This window comes from Ruegeria sp. BI7, assembly GCF_056537925.1.
Genome location: NZ_JBQFSK010000008.1, coordinates 169,806 through 189,296, shown reverse-complemented (window position 1 = coordinate 189,296; position 19,491 = coordinate 169,806). Strand labels below are relative to the sequence as shown.

Genomic DNA, 19,491 nt, shown 5'->3' with positions numbered 1-19,491 from the left:
CGCTCCTTTTGGACAGGACGCCAATATCAAGAAGTTTCATGGTTGACCTCAAGTCGACTTAAAGTGGCAGGATAGCTCCTCACTGGCACATGAGACAAGAGAGTTTACGATGACTGATACAGTGCAGACGCAATCTTCCATTCCCATCCTGATCACTCTCGCTGCAGCGACATTGACCGCCTCATTGGGTATCAGTATCGCCGCGGTAATGCTTCCGACGCTGACGCGTAGCTTCGCTGCGACAGTTTCCGAGGTGCAGTGGGTCGTACTGGCTTACCTGACCTCCGTGACCATCACGATCGTATCCGCCGGGCGGCTTGGCGATCTATTCGGCCACGGTCGCTTGCTGATTGCTGGTCTCATCGTCTTTATTGCAGCGTCGGTTCTGTGCGCTATGGCCCCGAGCCTGGGCTTGCTGATTGCCGGACGCGCGTTGCAGGGGCTTGGCGGAGCGATCCTGATCGCGCTTCCAATGTCTATCGCACGTGATTTTGTCCCGACTGAGCGGTTGGGCACGGCAATGGGATTGCTTGGCACGACTTCTGCTGCAGGGACTGCCCTGGGCCCCTCACTGGGCGGTGTGTTGTTGGCGATGGGCAACTGGCGCATGGCATTCTGGTTTCTTGCCGGCTTTGCTGGTGTCACGCTTATACTGTCTGTCACCGCAATCACGCGCGATTCCGAACGTCCGACAGTATCCTGCCGAGAATTGGATTTTCCGGGAACCATAGTGTTGGTTATTGCACTGGCGGCCTACGCTCTGGCAACCAGTGGCGGAGCCTCACGTATCCCCGTGCCACCGGTTGCATTGTTTTCTGCTGCTCTGATCGCAATCGTCTTTTTTGGGCTTGTCGAAACCCGTGTAGCTTCACCGCTGGTGCCGATGAAATTACTCCGCGACCAGAGGACAAGTATCGGGCTTTTTTTGAACCTTCTGGTCAGCGCTATCATGATGTCCACTTTGGTCGTTGGTCCGTTCTTCCTGGCATTTTCTCTGGAATTGAACGAAGCGATCATCGGTTTGGTTATGGCAGTTGGGCCGCTGGTCGCTGCGCTCTTCGGGGTTCCGGCCGGATGGGTGACGGACAGGTTTGGTTCGGATCGCGCGATGACCATCGGCCTTGTGCAGACTACGGTTGGTCTGCTGTGCCTGGCGTACCTGCCGGGATACTTCGGTGTCGGCGGCTATTTGGCCGCACTCATCATGTTGACGCCCGGCTTCCAACTTTTTCTTGCCGCTAACAACACAGCGGTTCTGATCCACGCCGCCAAAGAACAACGTGGCCGGCTCTCTGGCCTTCTCGGGCTCTCGCGGAACCTGGGTCTGATGACGGGTGCCTCTGCAATACCCACGCTATTCGTCAACATAGTCGGGAAGGGAGATGCCACTAATGCTCCGGCCGCAGATGTTGCCTACGCTTTTTCGATGACTTTCACGGCCACTGCATGTTTGACCCTGATTGCCCTGGGGCTGGCAATTAGCAGCCGAGCCTAGCGCGACCGCAATGCGCCGACCCCCGCAGAGTGACGTTGCCGAGAAAGGTAATCCGCGTATTGCGGGGCGATTGTGGAGGAGCCAGAATTCTTGTTTTCGGATCGAAACGGCCTGTGAAGTCACTACGGCAAAGCAAAGTGGACGGGCAGGTTTGCTGATCCTCCCCCTCTGAAGTGGTCCGCCGTTATGGTTAAGAAAATGAAGGAACCACATAGCGAACAAGCGACCGAAGCCGGAAGAGATTGTATCAAAGTTGCGGCAAGTTAAGTTATTGATGGGAAAGGCATGTCCCGTCTGGATGCTTTGGACCGGTGGCTTGAAGCCATGGAATCTTCTGGAATCCCGTTGTGAGGCACCTTTTACTGATCATGCTTGGATTGCGTGCCGGCATTTCTTTCCTGTTCCGACTTATAAACACTGTTGGGGACCGGCATTCATGTTCACGCCATAATCAAGAGACTGGCTATTCCGTACAGCCCGGCAATGACGGCTCGTGTGTTTGCGCAACGGGTGAGTTCGTACCCGCCTCAGTTTTTCGGTCGCCGCAAATGGCCGGTCTGGTGAAGCCTCACCACGGCACATAACGGCCTTGCCTAAGTCCGCTATGTGCCGGATGGGTTACATCATCAGTGCCTTTCCTACCAATGCTTGCTTGTTTGGATATTGCGAAACATCAACACCGCGCTCCATCAGTGCTTCGCTAAGTTCTTCCTCGCTCAAGGCTTCGATCGCTTCGGTCGTCATCTTCATGAAATTGATCCGGCGCTTGAGCAGGCCGTTTGTGTCACCAAAAACGTGTCGATCCTCAAACGCGAACTCATCCGCGTATTTGGTCATGAAGTAGGTTAGGAAGGTGTTTAGGCTGGTTCGGACACGGGGATCATCCGCCATCAAATCCGAGGATGCATCAAGCGTTTCTCGCATCAGGGTTACCCAACGCTTGGCCCCTTTGTCGTTCATCAGGGCTATCGCGTTGTGGGTGTGATGGAAGCTCAGCCGGAACTCTGCGCCGTGATAGTACGGGCCGCCGCCCATGACATCGATCCACATTGACGCCTGGGTTGTGACATGGTGGTTCAGCCCACCGACCCGTTCAAACACGGACGTGAACCAAGGCTCATCGGCAAAGACACGTTCATAGAACCTATGCACGATGCCGACGATGGGCTCTTGCCCGAGGACGGAATAGAGTTGCCAAAACTGAATGGGCTTGCTCAGGTCACCGGGGGCAGTCAGCGAGACAACCTCTGCCATCCGGAGTGCTTCCGGTGGTAGCAGCCCCTTATCGATTGCCGATTTAATATAGGCCTGCTGGATTCTCTCGCTCATGTAACCATGGCGAGTCGGAAATTTGGGAAGGTCAACACGGAGCATTGGGCGAATTCCTAGTGCGTCTTGATGCCAGAAAAAGGATGGCTGGGGCAGGGCAGACCGTCACCGTCCAAATGCCTTGCGGTACTTCTGGATAAAGAGTTCTTTTCCTTTCATCTTCCGTGTGACCCAGTCGCCGACAGTCGCAAAGAGCCAACTATTTCCGATTTTGGGGCCAAGCGGAACGAGGATCGGTGCCATTTTCCAAGGCGCGTAGGGCTTTTGTTTCTCTACGGGTTGCCCGCTGAGGACCTGTTTCAGGGTCTTGATCAGCCAAGGGTTCTGACGAGAGATCGCAACAATCGTCATACTGTCACCGACGTCGGCTATGTCCCCGGCGATGAAGACATTTGGGTACTCGGACGGGCGCAACCAGCTATCCGTCTTAATCCGGCCAGAGGGCGCCACGGTCACCGCGGGCAGCGTTTGCGCCAATGCCGTATTTGGTTTGGACCCGATCACGGGGAAGACCAGATCAGCTTCGATAACGCGGCCATCTGACAGTTTTACTGATCCGGCATAAGGTTTGTCCGCGTGCTGAAGATTCTCTGCCCTTTGGCCTACCACGACGTTCACGCCGGCGCGTTCCAGCTTGCGTTTGAGCTCTGCCCCCAGCTTGACGGGATACGTCGGAAACAAGCTGTTGTCAGACGAAACCAAAGTGATGCCCTTACTGGGCTGTGCCGCTGCAATCTCTCCTGCCAACTCGGTACCGACGGGGCCGGCCCCAACGATGACGACCGATTTCGCAGACGCCAGCCGAGCGCTGACATCGGCACTGGCCTTGCGAAAGTCATCCATACTATCGCCCGCCGGTTTGAAAGGGGCTGCATAAGACGAACCAGTGGCCAGGACGATGTAATCCGCAGGGTAAGCAGAGCCGTCTTCCAGCGTTACCTCGGATTGAGTCACAGTAGCGGCACGGCCGCGGATGACCCGTCCATTCTTCAGCAAGCGGTCGTAAGGCAAAATGATCTGATCCAGCAGATCGGGCTCTAGTAGCGCACGAATGGCCGCTGGCGGCTGCATGAAAGCCTCTCGCTGCTCGATCAGAGTGACATCAGCATATTCATCCAACTCTTTTGCGACTTCAAAGCCGACGTACCCACCGCCAACTATCACGACTTTCTGCTTGTCCATTCTGTTCCTCATTGCTTTCCGTTCGTCTGAGCCGTAATTAGAAACACAAGATCACAACGACAAGTACGGTCATTTGGGATACTGTCATGGCACCTGTTGAACCGGATGAAAATTGCCTCATTGAACCTTTGATTGAGGCGATATCGGGTAAGTGGAAGCTCTTGGTCATCTATTGGCTGGCGCAGGAAACCTCGCGGTTCAATCAACTGCAACGAAATCTTGGCAGCATCACGCACCGGACGCTGACCCGCCAGCTTAGCGAGTTGCAGGACGCCGGGTTTGTGTCGCGCAAAGATTTCAAAACGATCCCACCGCATGTGGAGTATAGCCTCACACCTTTGGGCCAAAGCCTGATACCAGTGTTACAAGTTATGCATGATTGGGCCGCGGCAAATGTGGACAAGCTAGCCACCAGGAAGTGAGGGCTTCGTACGTCAATTGTTGCGTATTTGCAGGAGAAAGAAGAATAGTCTGAGGCGCTGCGCATCAATGTTCGCTTGTGAACAAGCAGAAACACTGCACTGGACACTTTGATCAAGGTCAGCAAAGGGCGGCTGGCTGCGATCATTCCTCTCGTAACAACGCTTCATTACGGTATTCTGTGGGGGTCTTGCCTGTTTGCGAGCGAAAGGCCCGATTGAATGGCCCAAGCGAAGAGAAGCCAACGTCAAAAGCAATGCTGAGCACTGTACGCTCGGCCATTTCCGGCTTTTCCAGCATCGCTTGCGCCTCGTGAACGCGAAATGCGTTCACGAAGCTGGTGAAGTTGCGGTGTCCCATTCCCTGATTGATCGCAGACCGTAGCCGATGCTCTTGCGTCCCGAGTTTGGCCGCCATTTGTGCTACGGTCAGCCCTTCCTCTCTCCAAAGACCTGCAGCCATCGCAGTATCAATACGCTTGATCAATGCCGCTTGCGCAGGGTTCGGGTTTATGTCGCGCTGCGAGGCAGCAGAGTGTTCGATCCAAATGTCGGGTGCAACACGCACCGACCAGATCAGGAAGGCCGCTGCGGATAGGCAAATTGCTGATGCCTGTAGGGGGAATACCCAATACGGAAGCACCTGATCCAAATGGGTGATTTCAATCACCGTGATGATTATGCCAAGGGTCAACAGCCAGCCCAGAAACCAACGGCGAAACCGGCGGCGTTCGGCAATCAAATCTTCGACCTCGCCTGACACAACAATTTTCAGCATGTGCAAAAAGAAGATCAGCACGCATGCGCCACGAACCACACCGAGTGGAAACTGCAGCTGGGTCAACCAGCTTGTCCCAACGATAAGAACCGCGACGGTGATCTGCCAGGGTCGAATGACAACGTCATCCTGAAACAGCTCAATCGCGGCCCAATAGATCAGAACCGGGATCACGCCCGCGATCATCACAAGTACAAACCGGATTGGCCCTTCGCTCAGATCGATACCCGGAGAGGACACGATCACATAAGGGCCTAGGCTCAGGCACAGTAGCACGACGGCCAGACTTTTCCGGGTTCGGGGTCCGCTTGCCAGAAAAATCACAGCACAGAGAAAGAGAACGCCAACGGCGCTACCACGCAGGAAAATATCGAAGACTGCTAAATCAGACATCACGCGCATAAGCGAAGTGCGAATTGGATTGCCGGTCAATGGCTGGACCATGTCGAAACTGAAAAATCCTCGCCGAAAACTCAATATGTCCATCGTTTTTCGAAATCAGAGGGCACCGGAAGCCCGCCTGCGTCAGGTCGTTTTGCATGTCCTTTCGCACTTGGAGAAGCCAATGACACATCTCACTACACTGCTTTCCGTCTATGCAAATGTCTTTGGCGGAGACTTCTTGCGCTATGTTTTGGGCGCAGGCGGTACGTATCTGTTGATCAATGTCCTTCTGGCACGTCGGCTTGCCGCGCAAAAAGTCCGCCTGTCGGATCCACCCAAGGGCCAGATCCGTCGCGAGATCCTGGTAAGCCTGCGGACCGTTCTGATCTTTACTGCTGCTGGTACATCAATCGTGCTGGGCGCCAGGGCAGGGGTCATCACGATATACCAACAGGTCACGACATTTGGCTGGGCCTATTTCGCGTTCAGCATCGTGGCGCTGATCGCCCTCCACGATGCGTGGTTTTATTGGACACACCGCGCGCTGCACTACCCGCCGCTGTTTCGGCGGTTCCACCGGTTGCACCATAAATCACACCAACCTACGCCCTTCACCTCCTATAGCTTCGATGTCGGTGAGGCTGTGGTAAACGCGGTTTACCTGCCTTTGGTATTGATTCTCCTCCCGGCGCATCCATTGGCGCTGTTCGTTTTTGTAACCCATATGATGCTGCGCAATGCAGTGGGTCACTGCGGGATCGAGATCTTTCCAGCCGATCAGAAAGGCCGCCCTGTTTTCGGCTGGCTGACAAGCGTCACCCATCACGATCTGCATCACGCCCATGCCGGTTACAACCTCGGCCTGTATTTCTCTTGGTGGGATCGGCTGATGAAGACGGAACATCCCAAGTACCTCACCGAGTTTGCCCGCGTTGCGCCGCGCATCCGGCCTGTTGGTCTGAAAGCAGCACTTCTGTTTGTAGCGATTGTTGGGGGGCTGGCAGCCAGTCGCGGCGATGCCTTCGAGCTCAGCGGTCGCTACGCGTCGCCCGGGCTTGGTATCATAGTTGAATTCGAGGATTGTGGCAGGGATAGTGCCACCAGATGCGGTCGGTTGCTCTGGAGTTGGGAGGGGCAGACACCCCATGCGAAGATAGGCGATTTGATCCTGACGGGTCTTGTGTTCAACGGTACTGCCTGGGAGGGAATGCTGCGGGACCCAGAAACCGGGCGGACATATCAAGGCACAATCAGACAAGCGAGCCAACATCGACTTATCCTCAAGGGCTGCGCCGGCATCATCTGTGCAAGCCAGACATGGCACTCTACAAACTACCTTCGATCCGTACTTTCTGAACACGGAGGTTAACTCCACGCATTGCGCGTGAACACGTTACCAAATCGGCGTCGGGACTGTAATGCGATAGGCGGCTTTGTCAAAGTTGCGCTGCAGGGCCAGTGTGTTCCATGGATGTCTCCTGTGGGCTGAGCTTATCAAATGACGTAAATTGAAGTAACGTATTCTGGTTAACAGCAGGTCTTGTTTTTAAGATGGAAAAAGTGCTGGGACTTGGCGGGTTTTTCTTCAGATCTGAGGATCCTCCCGCGTTGGCAGAATGGTACCGCGATCATCTGGGAATTGATCTTGTTCCCAATGATTATGAAACGCCCTGTTGGACACAGGAAGCGGGCGAAACTGTCTTTGCCCCGTTCGAGAAGGTGACCGAGTATTTCGGAAATCAGGAAAAGGCATTCATGTTGAATTTTCGTGTTCGCGACATTGAAAAAATGATTGCGCAGTTGGAATCCAAAGGTGTCGAAGTGCGTCGCGATCCAGATTCTCCTTATCCGAATGGCAAGTTTGCGTGGCTCAATGACCCTGAAGGCAATCCAATTGAGCTTTGGGAACCTGCTTAGTCTCAGGGCCCACTGGTTTAATTATCCCGATCCTGTCGGCGTGATAAAGCGCCGTGAGATTTTGTGCTGCACAACGACTGAATTTTTTCAGATGATCGGCAGGAAGATATCGGTCTTCCGGGCGCAATGCGTGTTGCAATTGCGGAACCACGGTATCGCGCCAAACACCCAAATTGGTTGGCTGTCGGATTTGCATGTGCTCGCGCGTCCTTGCAGCAGGTATCAAAAGGACGGAGGTAATAATGATCTATGCAATCACGATCTATGGAGAGGCGGGCGTGTTTGAGGCTCTGCCGAGAGACCGCCAGGATGAGGTGATGTCGGGCCATGGTGCACTGCAAACAGCGTTAAATAAGCGGGGGGAGTTTGTTTCGATAAAGCTGATGCCGCCGACCTCTGCAGTGATGGTCGAACCGGCCACCAGCGAGGGCACCGCGCCGCTGATTACCGACGGTCCGTTTGCAGAGACGAAGGAGAACTTCCTTGGGTTTTACGCCGCCGATTTCAAAGATCTTGATGAGGCTTTGGAATACGCAAAGATGATTTCCTCGCCCGTTGCGCGGCTCGAAGTACGGCCTGTGGCCTGGGCCGGGGGTGTCATTTCATCGGAGTAGCTCATGTCGGACTGGCTGGAGGCCACATTCGCCCAACAGCGCCCACGTGCCATTGCGGCCCTGACGCGGGTGTTTCGCGATATCGATACGGCCGAAGAAGCCTTTGCCGATGCGTGCCTGAAGGCGCTGACGGTTTGGCCCAAGGATGGCGCGCCCCGTGATCCGTTGGCGTGGCTGCTGACGACCGCCCGCAATGCTGGTCTTGACCATGTCCGCAAATCCCAACGCCGCGCGGCAATTCTGTCGCGCCACACAGAGGAGTTTCAACCAGCGCCTACCGAAACACCTGACCCTGATGAGATGCGCGACGACGTCTTGCGACTGTTGTTCGTATGTTGCCATCCGGAATTGGATCAACGGGATCAGATTGCCATCGCTCTACGCGTGGTCGCAGGGTTGAGCGTCGACGAGATTGCCAGCGGATTCCTGGTTAAACCAAAGACAATGGAACAGCGGATCACCCGTGCCAAAAAGAAGATTGCGAGCAACTCGGTCGCTTTTGAAACGCCCAGCCCGGCAGAGAGGGGAGCGCGGCTGGGTGAAGTTTCCCTGATGGTCTACCTGATGTTCAACGAAGGGTGGTCGACTTCGGCCGGTCCCAAACAGATGAAGCTTACATTGTGTGAAGAGGCCATCCGCCTCGCCCGCCTGCTTGTGGCGTTGTTCCCGGCCATGGGTGAGCAGTCCGCCTTGTTGGCGTTGCTGTTGCTCCAGCACGCCCGTCGGCGGGCACGTATCGATGCGGATGGAAAGCTTGTCGCGTTGGACGATCAGGATCGCGACCTTTGGGACCGTTCGGACATCGCCGAGGCAACGGGCCTTTTGCAAAAAGCCCAACGTATTGGTCATCGCGGGGTCTATATCATCCAGGCCGCAATCGCTGCGGCCCACGCCCACGCGGCCTCATCTGAAGACGCCGACTGGGCCTTGATAGAGAGCCACTACGCCGCCCTTCATGCGCTGCAGCCGACCCCTGTGGTTAAACTGAACCAGATCGCTGCACAGGCCAAGTTGCACGGCCCGCAATATGCGTTGAAGGCGATGGAGGTAGTGGCAGAAGATCTGACCACCTATCGCTGGTATCACGCGATGCGGGGCGGTCTGTTGCAGGAAACTGGCGACCACAAAGCCGCCATCGCCGCCTTTGAAACCGTGATGACACTCGCTCCAACGGGCCCTGAACGCGTTGTGATCGCGGATAAAATCGCGATCAGCCAAAAAGAATTGCGCGGCGTGTAGGAAAGCCGGCACCTCGCGCGTCCTTGGATCAGACCCGTATGTGGCGGGCACAACCAAGGGAGACACCCATGAGTATTCTAGAGATGACAACTGTCGGCAATTCCGGATGGATCGGGCATTCCGGACCGGATCAGGGCAAAGCCAAAGCCTTTTATCAGGATGTGTTGGGCTGGGCGATAAACGACATGCCGATGCAGGACGGGTCGAGTTATTCGGCCGCAGTGGTGGGCGAGACGCCTATTGGCGGCTTTTCACCGATGCCTGAGGACAATGGAAGCTGGACGATCTTTTTTACCGTGGACGACGTGGATGCGAGTATTGCAAAGGCGCAAGCCAAGGGTGCTGCGGTCATTCAGCCTGCGATGGATATGCCGGGGGTCGGGCGCATGGCGACGCTAACCGACCCGCAGGGCGCGCGGTTCGCGCTGATTACCTATGAAAGCATGGCGTCCTAAACGTCGCTCGAAAGGAGGGATCAGATGGAACAACTGCCCCAAATTGCGCTGATCGTGACAGCGGTGTTTGTCTTGATGAGCATTCCCATGGCAATCGCCGTTGGCGTGCGTCGTGCCAGGACCGGGATACTTTTGCTCCATGGTGAGGATGAGGGACTGCTACGCCTGATGCGGGCACACGGGAACTTCATCGAATATGTCCCGCTCGCCCTGTTCGCCCTCGCGGGTGCCGAGATTGCGGGAACGGCACCCTGGCTCATAGCTGTCTGTGGTGGGGTTCTGCTGCTAGCCCGCCTCATCCACTACTTCGGTTTGCGCGCATCAGCAGAAAGCAAAGGACGCGCAATTGGGGCGGCCCTGACGACCTTGACTATGATGGTGCTGGCTTTCGCGATCCTCTGGCAACTCGGCACAGCCGTCTGATGCCGGTAGATGAAAACCTTAACACTCGTGTGCGCGATGCTTTGGCCGCGCATGCGGGCATCTCCGAAAAGCGGATGATGGGCGGCCAGTGTTTCTTTTTAAACGGCAACATGCTCTGCGGCGCTCGCCGTCACAAAGATGGGGTCGGTCGGTTCATGTTCCGGGTGGGTAAGGCGAACGAGAGCATGGCACTGAAGGATCCAATGGCTGAGGAAGTGATCCATGGAACCCGTAAACTGGGGGGCTTTGTACATTTTGAAGAGGGCGACTGCGATGACCCAGCATTGCGACGCTGGGTAGAACTTTGCCTCGAACACGCCGCAGCCCTCCCGGCGAAAGACTGAATGGAGGATGTGATGGCTACATTTGAGAGTTTCTCGTCTGAGGCACTTGGTTTTCTTGAGGGTCTTACGGCCAACAACACGAAGGATTGGTTCGCAGCGCACAAGACAACCTACGAAACCCAGTTGAAGGACCCCAGCAAGCATTTTGCCGACGGCATGGCTGGCGCATTGCAAGACCTGACTGGGCAGGGCCACCGCAGTAAGATCTTTCGCATCTACCGTGATGTCCGGTTCTCCAAGGACAAGACGCCCTACAACGCACACCTGCATATTGCGTTCATTCCGCAGGGCAACGCGGTTCAACCACCGATGTGGTTCTTTGGGCTATCGCCCGAAAAACTGTCCCTTGGCTGCGGGGTATTTCAGTATGACAAAAATGCACTGGACGCGTTCCGCACGGCAATGGCTGGTCCAAAAGGGGCAGAGTTGATCCAGCTCACTGAAGATATGCGACAGGATGGTTTCCGGATCGAGGACCCAGAATTGAAACGCGTTCCGACTGGCTTTGACAAAGATCATCCCCACGCAGAGGCATTGCGCCGCAAGGGCTTTGCCGTTTGGATGGACGCCGGGGCTCCTGCGTTTGTTATCGAACCGAACCTCATAGAACGAACGTCTGTGTTATTCGGGAAACTCATGCCGGTGTTTCAATTGCTTTCCAGGGTCATGTAGCCAAGAATTTGCGCTCGCAGCGAGCGGCAGCTTAGACGAGTTGCACTGCGGCGAAGTAGTCCTGTTCTGGATCGCCGATCAAGTTGTCGAACGGCATTGCAAAACATCGCAACGGGCAAGCGCTGTTTTTGACTTCAACCTCTCCCAATTCCTCGAGCCTGATATAAATGCGAGGGCGGATTTGATCCTTTGCAGCGCGCGAAAGGCATATTCCACCTGGTGCCGCCAACCGGGCACCTCAGCACTTAGTCCACAGCGGTCCAATCCTGACATCCACCCTACCTTCAGGATGCTGCGGCGCGCCCCGTCGAAGGAGACATGCGCTGAGAGTGCAAATTCCGGAAGTAGTTGAATTCATACATAGCTGACAATGCCACCCTGCAGCGCATTCACGATCAGCTTGCGCGATTTCGTCGAATTTCGGGAACCTTTCCGTGTTTCCTGCATCTAAGGAACCAGGAACGCACTAAAGCGAACCCGGTGAAACCCTTGGAAAGGACCAAACCATGTTCAGAAAAACCGTAGTTGCTTTTGGATTTATTGTCGCTGCCGCCCCAACTGCTAAGGCTCACGATGAACAAGCTCTCGCCAATGCCCCAGCCGGCGATCCTTATGTGAAAGTGAGCGACGTATTGCCATTGCCCGAGTTCATCCCTGGTCTGGGAACGCTCTTCGTCGACCCAACCACTCTGCCCGCAGGTCCGTTCCTCGCATATGATCGCGACGGTCGATTGTCAGCCACGGTCTACATGACACCACTCGACGATCTGCAAAACGGTGCATCATTTGACGGATTGAACATCGGTTCACACACCGTCAGCTCGACAGATATCTATTTCAATGCCGGGCATCCCGGCGTGGACAAGCCGCACGCGCATGTCGTGCTGTTTCACGACGAAAACGCAAAAGAGCGTCTGGCCGAATGATCTGTACGCGCCGTCATGCTGTATGGCTTGGGGGATTGGCCGTTGCTTCCGTCGCCAGTTCGCGGATCGCGCTTGCGCAACCGATCGCCACGGTTGAGATGCGCGGCAGCCCGCGCGGCGAACGTATCTGGTATGATCCTGTTGGACTTGCTGTGTCTTCAGGCACCACCGTCCGGTTCACCAATCGTGATCCCGGCAACAGTCATACAGCAACCGCCTATCATCCGGCGAACTATGATCGAAGGCGACGCATTCCCGCTGCGGCCGACCCGTGGGACAGTGACTTTTTGCTTCCGGATGAGTATTTTGAAGTCACCCTGATTACGCCAGGTGTATATGACTACTATTGCCTGCCACACGAAATGGCGGCGATGGTTGGTCGCATAGTAGTTGGAACCCCCAGCGACGCCGACTGGGAGGGAAGTTCACACGACAAGAGCGATGTTTCGGAAGATATTCTGACAGCTTTGCCTTTGGTTGAGAGGATCCTTTCGGAAGTTACCGTTCGCAGGGAGGACTGATCATGAAGGTCCAAACAAACCTCACTCAACAAGCAACCAGCGATGCGGCCAAATCAGAAGCTGAGCTTGTAAATGCCGCGCGTGACGGAAGCGAGCTGGCGGTCCGGGAACTTATCCGTCGCTTGAACCCCCGCCTGTTTCGCGTTGCCAGAGGTATCGTTGACAGCGACGCCGAGGCAGAAGAAGCGCTGCAGGAGGCTTATCTGTCGGCGTTCAGCAAACTGCAGGGTTTTCGTGAGCATGCCAGCTTTTCCACCTGGATCACCCGGATCGTGATCAACACGTCGCGTATGCAGCGCAGACGAGAGCGTACTGCTGAAGAGTACAACACCGTGGACGAAACCAGTGCACCGAGTGTGATTATGTTCCCCGGACAAAATTCTGAACTCCCCGACGCAACGCTTGGGCGCGCGCAATTGAGAGATTTGCTTGAATCTGCCGTTTCCGATTTGCCGCCCCATCTGCGGCTGCCGTTTCTGCTGCGCGAAGCAGAGGAAATGAGTATTCATGCCATCGCCACCGAGCTTCAGGTCAACCCGATAACAGTAAAAACACGCCTCTTTCGCGCCCGCCGCAGGTTGCAAACTACAATTGAAAACCGGGTCCGGGGCGGCTTCGAAGCAATTTTCCCATTTGGAGGCAAACGATGCGCCAACATGACCAATCTTGTAGTAGCGAGATTGCAAGAAGTCGGCGTTCTATGACGCAGTTCTTTCGGCTCAGATCGACCATCCTGCAAACCGCGCTCAGGATTTTTCCCCGGCAACAACGCAAATGCGGCGGCAGATTGACAACGATCAATTCCTTCGCGCCAAAGGAAGCTTAGGAAAACCCGTGTGGTAAACCTTGCTAAAACAGCAGGAGGTCTGTTTGTCGAACCCTCAAAACCCTATTCTAATATGCTCTGCCGCGTGACGGGTGCGCTGCGGGTTGCCCCGCTTATACCCCTGTCGCTTTCTTTGACCTTTATTGCGCAAAAATGTGAACTGTGTCGCCAGCGTCTCGACCGAAATGTTGGGCGAGGAGCCTTGGCGGAGGACTTTCTGCCCGGCGCTCCGGATTTCCAGCTCAGCGAAGGGTTCCTGATTGACATACGTGGCGCGGAGTGATCAGGGCTGGCCAGTGCAACACTATGAATTCGCGCAAGATCGTCCCCTACCGTGTCCTGTTTCCCGCGGCATTTCTTTGCGCGTTGTTTACGATTGCCCTCTGGCCCCTCAGCGCATGGACTGATGGTTTTGGTCCAGCGTTTGAGCCTGCAATTGTCTGGCACGTTCACGAGCTGATTTTTGGCTTTGTTGGCGCGGCGATTGGTGGGTATCTGCTGACGGCATTGCCAAGCTGGACAGGCCGACCGCCGGTTCAGGGTGGAGTTCTGATCACATTGCTGGCGTTGTGGGCCCTTGCGCGTGTTGCTATGGCGTTGGCGGATTTCGTGCCTTCCGGGCTGCTTGTCGTCTTTAATGCCGGGTATTTTCTCTTACTGGCGGTTGTAATCGGAACTCAGCTTCTGTTGGCGGGCATCTATCAAAAGCTTGGCTTTGTGTGTGCGATAGTGGGGCTTGGTATCAGTGAATTCTTGTTTTTGACCGCGACGCTGATGGGGTCCCCGTCCAGAAGCCTGGAAATGGTTGATGTATTTCTGCTTGGTCTCACATTGCTGATGATCAACATCGGATTGCGCGCAATTCCGGCTTTCACAGGCAATTGGCTTACTCTCCACGACCGCGTCGGGCCTTTGGTCCCGAGCACTCAGTCTTTGGCCGTACCGCAGGTGCTGTTAGGTTTGGCCATTGCGGCCAGACTGATTGGCGCATCAGACTTGGCATATTTCGCGATGATTTGTGCGGCATTGGCAGTTTTGTGGTCAATGCTCAAATGGCGGACGCTGGCGATCATCGGGAACCCATTGCTTGTGGCACTGCACCTGGCCTTTTTCTGGGTACCCTTTGGTTTGATCGCCGTGGGTTTATCGGGGATTGCACCGTCGTTCTATCCTAGGGCGGACGCCTTGCATGCCATCACAATCGGCGGAATGGCCGGAATGATTATGGCGATCACAGGCCGGGCAGCGGCGCATACCGCCGAAGGTGGCTTGAGGGCCAATTGGGGGTTTACCATTGGAGTTTGGGCGATCTGGATTGCAACCTGCATTCGCATTGCGGCACCGGTTTTTCCGGGTCTTCCTCTCGTACTTTGCGTTGCTGTGCTGTGGTGCCTTGGCTGGACTGCTTTTCTAATCGGATTTATGCCTGCTCTCAGAGGAACACCACGGCGCCCAGTTTTGAGCGGCCGCAGGCATCAGACCAAAGTGAGTGCGGCATACACTGAAAGGACAGAGGGATGAAAATTGCATACGTCTCTTCGCAGAAACGGGGCGAAGCTGACAGGTTGTTGTCGGAACTGGCCGATGAGCTGAACAACAACGGGTTTGAACTGCGCGGAATCGTGAAGAAGGCGAGCCATTCGCCCATTTATCAGGATGGATGCGATATGAGCGTGCGAGTACTGCCAGATGGAGCGGTCATCAAGATTACGCAGAACCTCGGTGTCGGCTCGGAGGCGTGTAGATTGGATCCCAGTGCGCTTGCCGAAGCCGTGGCGCAAGTGGAGCAAAGCAGTTTCGAGAACGCCGATCTGTTCATACTGAATAAGTTCGGCCCCGAGGAATGCGCTGGCCGTGGATTCCGCTCGGTGATGGGCAAGGCCTTGGAACACGGTGTTCCGGTGCTGGTTGGCGTAGGGCCTGCATCCATCCCACAGTTTCAGGCCTTCGCTGACGGCCTTGCCATATCGCTGCCGGATGACGCCGTATCACTTCTTGACTGGTGCCTGACGCGCAGTTAACAGCCAGCTCAATTTGAACGGTTCCCTTGGCGCTGTTGCATTAACCGGCATTGGTAGCGATGGTTCCCGTCTGATCTTCGATCCTTGAAGCTTACGACGAGCCGGAAACCCTCCTCTATGCAAAAACCCTGAATTGTCCCATTGCTGCTGACGTCAGACACGTATGGGCGAATTCTACACCTGGCTTAAAGACGCTGAAGAGGACCCGGCGACAGCAGTCCTCAGGGGATTTTGTGCGTGAAAACTATCCGCTGCAGACCGGTGCGAAAGTTCTGGGTACGGGACAGCACCCAAACTCATCACGCTTGAACGCGCGCGAGAGCGAAAGGCGGGAGTATGATTAACGGCAGTAGTGGGCTCTCATCGCAGGTTCGCAATCGTTTTGTGAGCGTAAAGATCTAGCGATCAGTCTTGTCGCACATCGTAAGTCTCGCGCAACAAGCATCAAACAAATGCCTATCCTTCAAAAAATTTCATCTGTTTATTCGCTTTGTCCCAAGCAGCCCCTAACCTTCTGCTCGAGAGGCTTCTTCCAGCTTCACACCGTTGTTCAACATGCGCCTAGGTTCGTTTGTCCCTGGGATGACCAAGTCCATCAATAAACTTGTTTTCCCGGCTCATAGGATCTTGGGCATCGGCATGCCCCATCCTGGACTTAATTCGGCTCAGCCCGCGTTCGCACTGTGCCGCTAATGGGCGCATTTCCAGCTCAGTTGAAATCTCCAAGGCACGCTCATAGCATTTCATCGCGTCGTATTCCTCACCAGCGCCTGCATTGCTTAAGACTTCGCCCATCACAAACAAACCAAAGGCTTCGTGACCGCGTTCACCACGACTGCGCGCTATTTCGAGTGCGCGACCGAGACGTTTGGATGCGTCTTCAATGCGACCGGCTTTGAGATATCCGAAGGCCAGCTGGGTAAAAACCAGGGACTTGAACAAACCAAGCCCGATGTCATCATACAACTGACAAGACTGTTCAAGCCTCGCCAGGCCCGTCTCAACCTCTCCTGCCAGGATTTCAGCAAACCCAAGAAATCCGTTCGTGAAGGGGGATAGATAGGTGAGGCCCCAAACGTCGATGATCGAACTCGCGTTGCCAAGAGTCGCACGCGCAGCCGCGATGTCACCACGTACAATCTGATAATAGCCAATATCGTAACCGATATGCGCGCGGTTGAAAGGATTGTCTTGAAGATCCGCAAGCGCAACCGCTTGTTCTGCATGATGTGAAGAACGTTCAAATTCGCCACGCTCGGCGTAAGACCAGACCAGCCAGGACCGGGCGATAATCGCAGGTGCAAAAGGCAGCCCACACTTTTCGAGCGCAGCATCGCCAGGCAGATTTGAAACAACACGTTCGAAGTATTTCTCGGCTGTGCGCAGTTCACCAGAGGTTACGAATGTACAGCCAAGGTAAAAATCAGCCGCAACTTCCAGCGACCGATCACCGGAATTCCGAGCAATATCGCGCCCGCGTTGGGCGGCCGCCTTGGAGTCAGCCGAGCGTCCGACTTGCCACAAACTTGCGCCACGATAAACGGAAACCCAACCAAGGCGCACATCGTCTTCCAACGTGAGCGACAACTTCTCGGCTTCGTCAAGTGGATCTAGAATAGCGGCGAACTGCCCCAGTGCCCAAAGAACGTTCCGTAGCGCAAATTTCGTATCTATTGCTGCGGTCGCAGTTTCGGCATCCACTTCAAATTTTTTGCGCGCGTCGAGCGCCCTGCGAAACTGGCTTGCTGCTTCGCGCAGCGCCGAGCGTTCAACCGCGTCTTCGCCTGCTCTGCGAAACTCTCGGAAAGCACGCGGCCAATCCTCGCCAAGAAAGGCGTGATGGGCCACAATTCCTGCGATTTCGCCATTGTTATCAGAACTTTTTCTTTCAAGTAGATCGGCAAATGCTGAGTGCAACTCGTGGCGTCGGCTCTTTAATAAAGTGGAGTAGGCAGCATCTTGGACGAGAGCGTGCTTGAACATGTAGCTTGCCATTGGCGGAACGCCCATGCGGAGCATCAATCCAGATTCAACAAGCTTTTCAAGCGCTTGCAGGCAGTTCATGCCGACCTCTGCCGACAAGTCCACAATGTCTTTGTGATCGAATTCACGCCCAATGACGGAGCCAATCTGAGCAATCGCTTTTGCCGACCCAAGCCGATCCAGGCGTGCTGAAAGCGATGTGTGAAGCGTGGCGGGAACAACATCCCCACTGCTCAACCCCGCCTCTTGAAATGCCTTGGTCAGTTCCTCGATGTAGAGCGGCACGCCATCGGCACGTTTAACAATTTGCGCGGCGGCTTCCTCGCTCACGTCTCCCCCAGAAACGGAGTTTAATATCCGCAAAGATTGCCGCCGACCGACCCGACTAAGGACAATCTCACGCCAATAGCCGCAGTCGTTCCAATCAGGCTGAAATTCCGGTCGGTACGTTAGCAATAACATGATTGGCGCTTCGGCGGCCTCAGAAATCATGTTTTGCAGCAGCTCCAGCGTCGACGGATCGGCCCAATGGATGTCTTCAATAACTATGATGATCGGGTGCTGCGCGCTCATACGCAGCACTTGATCTATCAGGCAGCGAATTATCGCGCGGCGCAATTGCACCGGAGGGAAATCCGGGGCATCGTAGCGCCCTTCAGTTTCTACCCTTAACAGCGACGCGATCAGAGGCACGCTTTCGGTCAACGGGATATCCGTCAGCCCCAGTATATTCTCTAGTTTTTCAAGTTGCGCCGCTACCGAATCCTGTTCTGCAATCCCGGCTGCTCTCCGCATCCCGGTGATCAATGGAAAAAAGGCATCGTTGGTGTGATGAGGAGAGCATTGGTAACGATAGCCGAAACGCCTGTCTCCAGAGATTTCGTGCCGCATTTCTTCTACCAATCGCGATTTGCCGATGCCCGGATCTCCGGTCAATGAAATCACTTGACCCGATCCTGCCTTTGCTTGCTGCCATGCATCACGAATTAAGTGAAGGTCCGAAGCTCGTCCAACCAATGGCGTTGAACCTTGGAACCGGGATGCTTCAAAACGTGTTTCGACAGTTGTTTCCGTGCCGACGCGCCAGGCTTGTACAGGCTCGTCAAACCCTTTCAATTCATGTTGGCCGATGTCTTCCACTTCAAAACGGCGGCCCAAGAGTTGACGGGTTAATGGGCCAACAACAATTTCGTATGGCCGCGCCAGGCGTTGAAGCCGGTCAGCCAAGCCGGGTGTTGCCCCGATGACGGCGGCGTCATCATTCATGACATCGCCAACTATTGTTCCAATAACAACTTCTCCGCTAGCTGCTCCTGCACGCGCTTGGAGTTGCCGTCCGTCTTGTGAGTGAATTTCCTGGATTGCTGCAAAGGCATCTTTTGCTGCCTTTACTGCTCGTTCAGCTTCATCTTCATGGGCTTCGGGCCACCCAAAATAGGCCAAAACGCCATCTCCGAGAAACTTGGCGACATAGCCTTGATACCGAAGGACAGCTGATACAACTGCCGACTGGTACTTTGTGACCAGATTCCGCATCTCTTCGGGGTCCAGCTGTCTTGAGAGGACAACGGAATCTACAATATCAACGAACAAAACAGTAAGCAGCCGCCGCTCGGGTGCTGCGTTTTCAATCGTGTCTTTCTTTACGGCTTGTGCCGCTGGCGAAATGGCCGCAAGCAGGCGACGACGGTGCCCAAGGCTGAAGCCAAGGTCTTTCAAGTCCTCGTCATTCAGATGGCGCAGAGTCTCAATGTCGACGTCGTTTTCTTCCAACAACGAAGCATAGCTCTCCAATCCCAGGCGACTCAGCCAGGCACGCAATCGTTGATCCACGTTGCCCCCCTCAGGTTCTTCGGGCTTATTGTATCACATCACAGAGAATTTATCTTTCGTATTGACAGTGTGATGGCCAGAGCCATTGGATGAGGGTCAGATTGTCAATCGTTGTCCCAAGCCGAGAATT

The 19,491-nt window shown here is 55.0% G+C and carries 19 protein-coding genes and 1 pseudogene; 15 read left to right on the top strand and 5 right to left on the bottom strand.

Translation table 11 applies throughout. From position 1 onward, the window contains the following. Positions 1-109 precede the first annotated feature (109 nt). Positions 110-1,495 (top strand): MFS transporter, encoded by a 1,386-nt coding sequence (locus ACR0JB_RS17160; protein ID WP_480790107.1) that lies wholly within the window; start codon positions 110-112, stop codon positions 1,493-1,495. A gap of 618 nt (positions 1,496-2,113) precedes the next feature. Here ACR0JB_RS17160 and ACR0JB_RS17155 read toward each other — a convergent pair. The 3 genes and pseudogenes from ACR0JB_RS17155 to ACR0JB_RS17145 all read right to left on the bottom strand — a co-directional run. Further along, positions 2,114-2,749: a globin domain-containing protein gene (locus ACR0JB_RS17155; RefSeq protein WP_480790106.1), complete on the bottom strand. Its 636-nt coding sequence runs from the start codon at positions 2,747-2,749 to the stop codon at positions 2,114-2,116. Between the two features lie 180 nt (positions 2,750-2,929). Next, positions 2,930-3,895, bottom strand: a complete 966-nt coding sequence (locus ACR0JB_RS17150; protein WP_302478593.1) for an NAD(P)/FAD-dependent oxidoreductase — start codon at positions 3,893-3,895, stop codon at positions 2,930-2,932. Further along, positions 3,878-4,021 (bottom strand): annotated as a pseudogene (locus ACR0JB_RS17145) (FAD-dependent oxidoreductase); the annotation flags it as partial. The pseudogene ACR0JB_RS17145 and the gene ACR0JB_RS17150, both read right to left, overlap by 18 nt. A gap of 71 nt (positions 4,022-4,092) precedes the next feature. Between ACR0JB_RS17145 and ACR0JB_RS17140 the strand changes: the two are divergent. After that, positions 4,093-4,428, top strand: coding sequence for a winged helix-turn-helix transcriptional regulator (locus ACR0JB_RS17140; protein WP_170362002.1), 336 nt, complete (start codon positions 4,093-4,095; stop codon positions 4,426-4,428). A 142-nt stretch (positions 4,429-4,570) separates the two neighbouring features. Here the strand turns inward: ACR0JB_RS17140 and ACR0JB_RS17135 are convergent, their stop codons facing one another. After that, positions 4,571-5,647, bottom strand: a complete 1,077-nt coding sequence (locus ACR0JB_RS17135) for a helix-turn-helix domain-containing protein (RefSeq protein ID WP_480790105.1) — start codon at positions 5,645-5,647, stop codon at positions 4,571-4,573. Positions 5,648-5,768: 121 nt separating this feature from the next. Between ACR0JB_RS17135 and ACR0JB_RS17130 the strand changes: the two genes are divergently transcribed. From ACR0JB_RS17130 to ACR0JB_RS17070, 13 genes are all read left to right on the top strand, one after another. Beyond that, the gene (locus ACR0JB_RS17130) at positions 5,769-6,956 is read left to right on the top strand and encodes a sterol desaturase family protein (RefSeq protein ID WP_480790104.1); all 1,188 of its coding nucleotides are present in this window, start codon (positions 5,769-5,771) and stop codon (positions 6,954-6,956) included. 182 nt (positions 6,957-7,138) lie between these two features. Next, the gene (locus tag ACR0JB_RS17125; RefSeq protein WP_170362005.1) at positions 7,139-7,504 is read left to right on the top strand and encodes a VOC family protein; all 366 of its coding nucleotides are present in this window, start codon (positions 7,139-7,141) and stop codon (positions 7,502-7,504) included. Positions 7,505-7,746: 242 nt separating this feature from the next. Continuing rightward, positions 7,747-8,118: a YciI family protein gene (locus ACR0JB_RS17120; protein WP_170398084.1), complete on the top strand. Its 372-nt coding sequence runs from the start codon at positions 7,747-7,749 to the stop codon at positions 8,116-8,118. Between the two features lie 3 nt (positions 8,119-8,121). Then, a complete protein-coding gene (locus ACR0JB_RS17115) occupies positions 8,122-9,357 on the top strand; it encodes an RNA polymerase sigma factor (RefSeq protein WP_480790103.1) in 1,236 nt (411 codons plus the stop codon). 68 nt (positions 9,358-9,425) lie between these two features. Continuing rightward, on the top strand, positions 9,426-9,812 hold the full coding sequence (locus ACR0JB_RS17110; protein ID WP_425082140.1) for a VOC family protein: 387 nt from the start codon (positions 9,426-9,428) through the stop codon (positions 9,810-9,812). 24 nt (positions 9,813-9,836) lie between these two features. Then, entirely contained in the window at positions 9,837-10,235 is a 399-nt protein-coding gene (locus tag ACR0JB_RS17105) for an MAPEG family protein (RefSeq protein WP_480790102.1), read from the top strand. Next, complete coding sequence (locus ACR0JB_RS17100; protein ID WP_480658970.1) at positions 10,235-10,579, top strand: TfoX/Sxy family protein; 345 nt, start codon at positions 10,235-10,237, stop codon at positions 10,577-10,579. The genes ACR0JB_RS17105 and ACR0JB_RS17100 overlap by 1 nt, the downstream gene beginning before the upstream one ends. A 12-nt stretch (positions 10,580-10,591) precedes the next feature. Then, positions 10,592-11,251 (top strand): DUF2461 domain-containing protein, encoded by a 660-nt coding sequence (locus tag ACR0JB_RS17095; RefSeq protein WP_425082138.1) that lies wholly within the window; start codon positions 10,592-10,594, stop codon positions 11,249-11,251. 506 nt (positions 11,252-11,757) lie between these two features. Then, positions 11,758-12,177, top strand: coding sequence for a hypothetical protein (locus ACR0JB_RS17090; RefSeq protein ID WP_170517149.1), 420 nt, complete (start codon positions 11,758-11,760; stop codon positions 12,175-12,177). Beyond that, complete coding sequence (locus ACR0JB_RS17085; RefSeq protein ID WP_226689604.1) at positions 12,174-12,698, top strand: plastocyanin/azurin family copper-binding protein; 525 nt, start codon at positions 12,174-12,176, stop codon at positions 12,696-12,698. The genes ACR0JB_RS17090 and ACR0JB_RS17085 overlap by 4 nt, the downstream gene beginning before the upstream one ends. Before the next feature lie 2 nt (positions 12,699-12,700). Next, complete coding sequence (locus tag ACR0JB_RS17080) at positions 12,701-13,402, top strand: RNA polymerase sigma factor (protein ID WP_480790101.1); 702 nt, start codon at positions 12,701-12,703, stop codon at positions 13,400-13,402. Between the two features lie 428 nt (positions 13,403-13,830). Then, a complete protein-coding gene (locus ACR0JB_RS17075; protein ID WP_170507141.1) occupies positions 13,831-15,045 on the top strand; it encodes an NnrS family protein in 1,215 nt (404 codons plus the stop codon). Beyond that, the gene (locus ACR0JB_RS17070) at positions 15,042-15,545 is read left to right on the top strand and encodes a DUF2478 domain-containing protein (protein WP_170507144.1); all 504 of its coding nucleotides are present in this window, start codon (positions 15,042-15,044) and stop codon (positions 15,543-15,545) included. The genes ACR0JB_RS17075 and ACR0JB_RS17070 overlap by 4 nt, the downstream gene beginning before the upstream one ends. Positions 15,546-16,106: 561 nt before the next feature. Here ACR0JB_RS17070 and ACR0JB_RS17065 read toward each other — a convergent pair. After that, positions 16,107-19,361: an adenylate/guanylate cyclase domain-containing protein gene (locus ACR0JB_RS17065; protein WP_480790100.1), complete on the bottom strand. Its 3,255-nt coding sequence runs from the start codon at positions 19,359-19,361 to the stop codon at positions 16,107-16,109. Between the last annotated feature and the right edge of the window lie 130 nt (positions 19,362-19,491).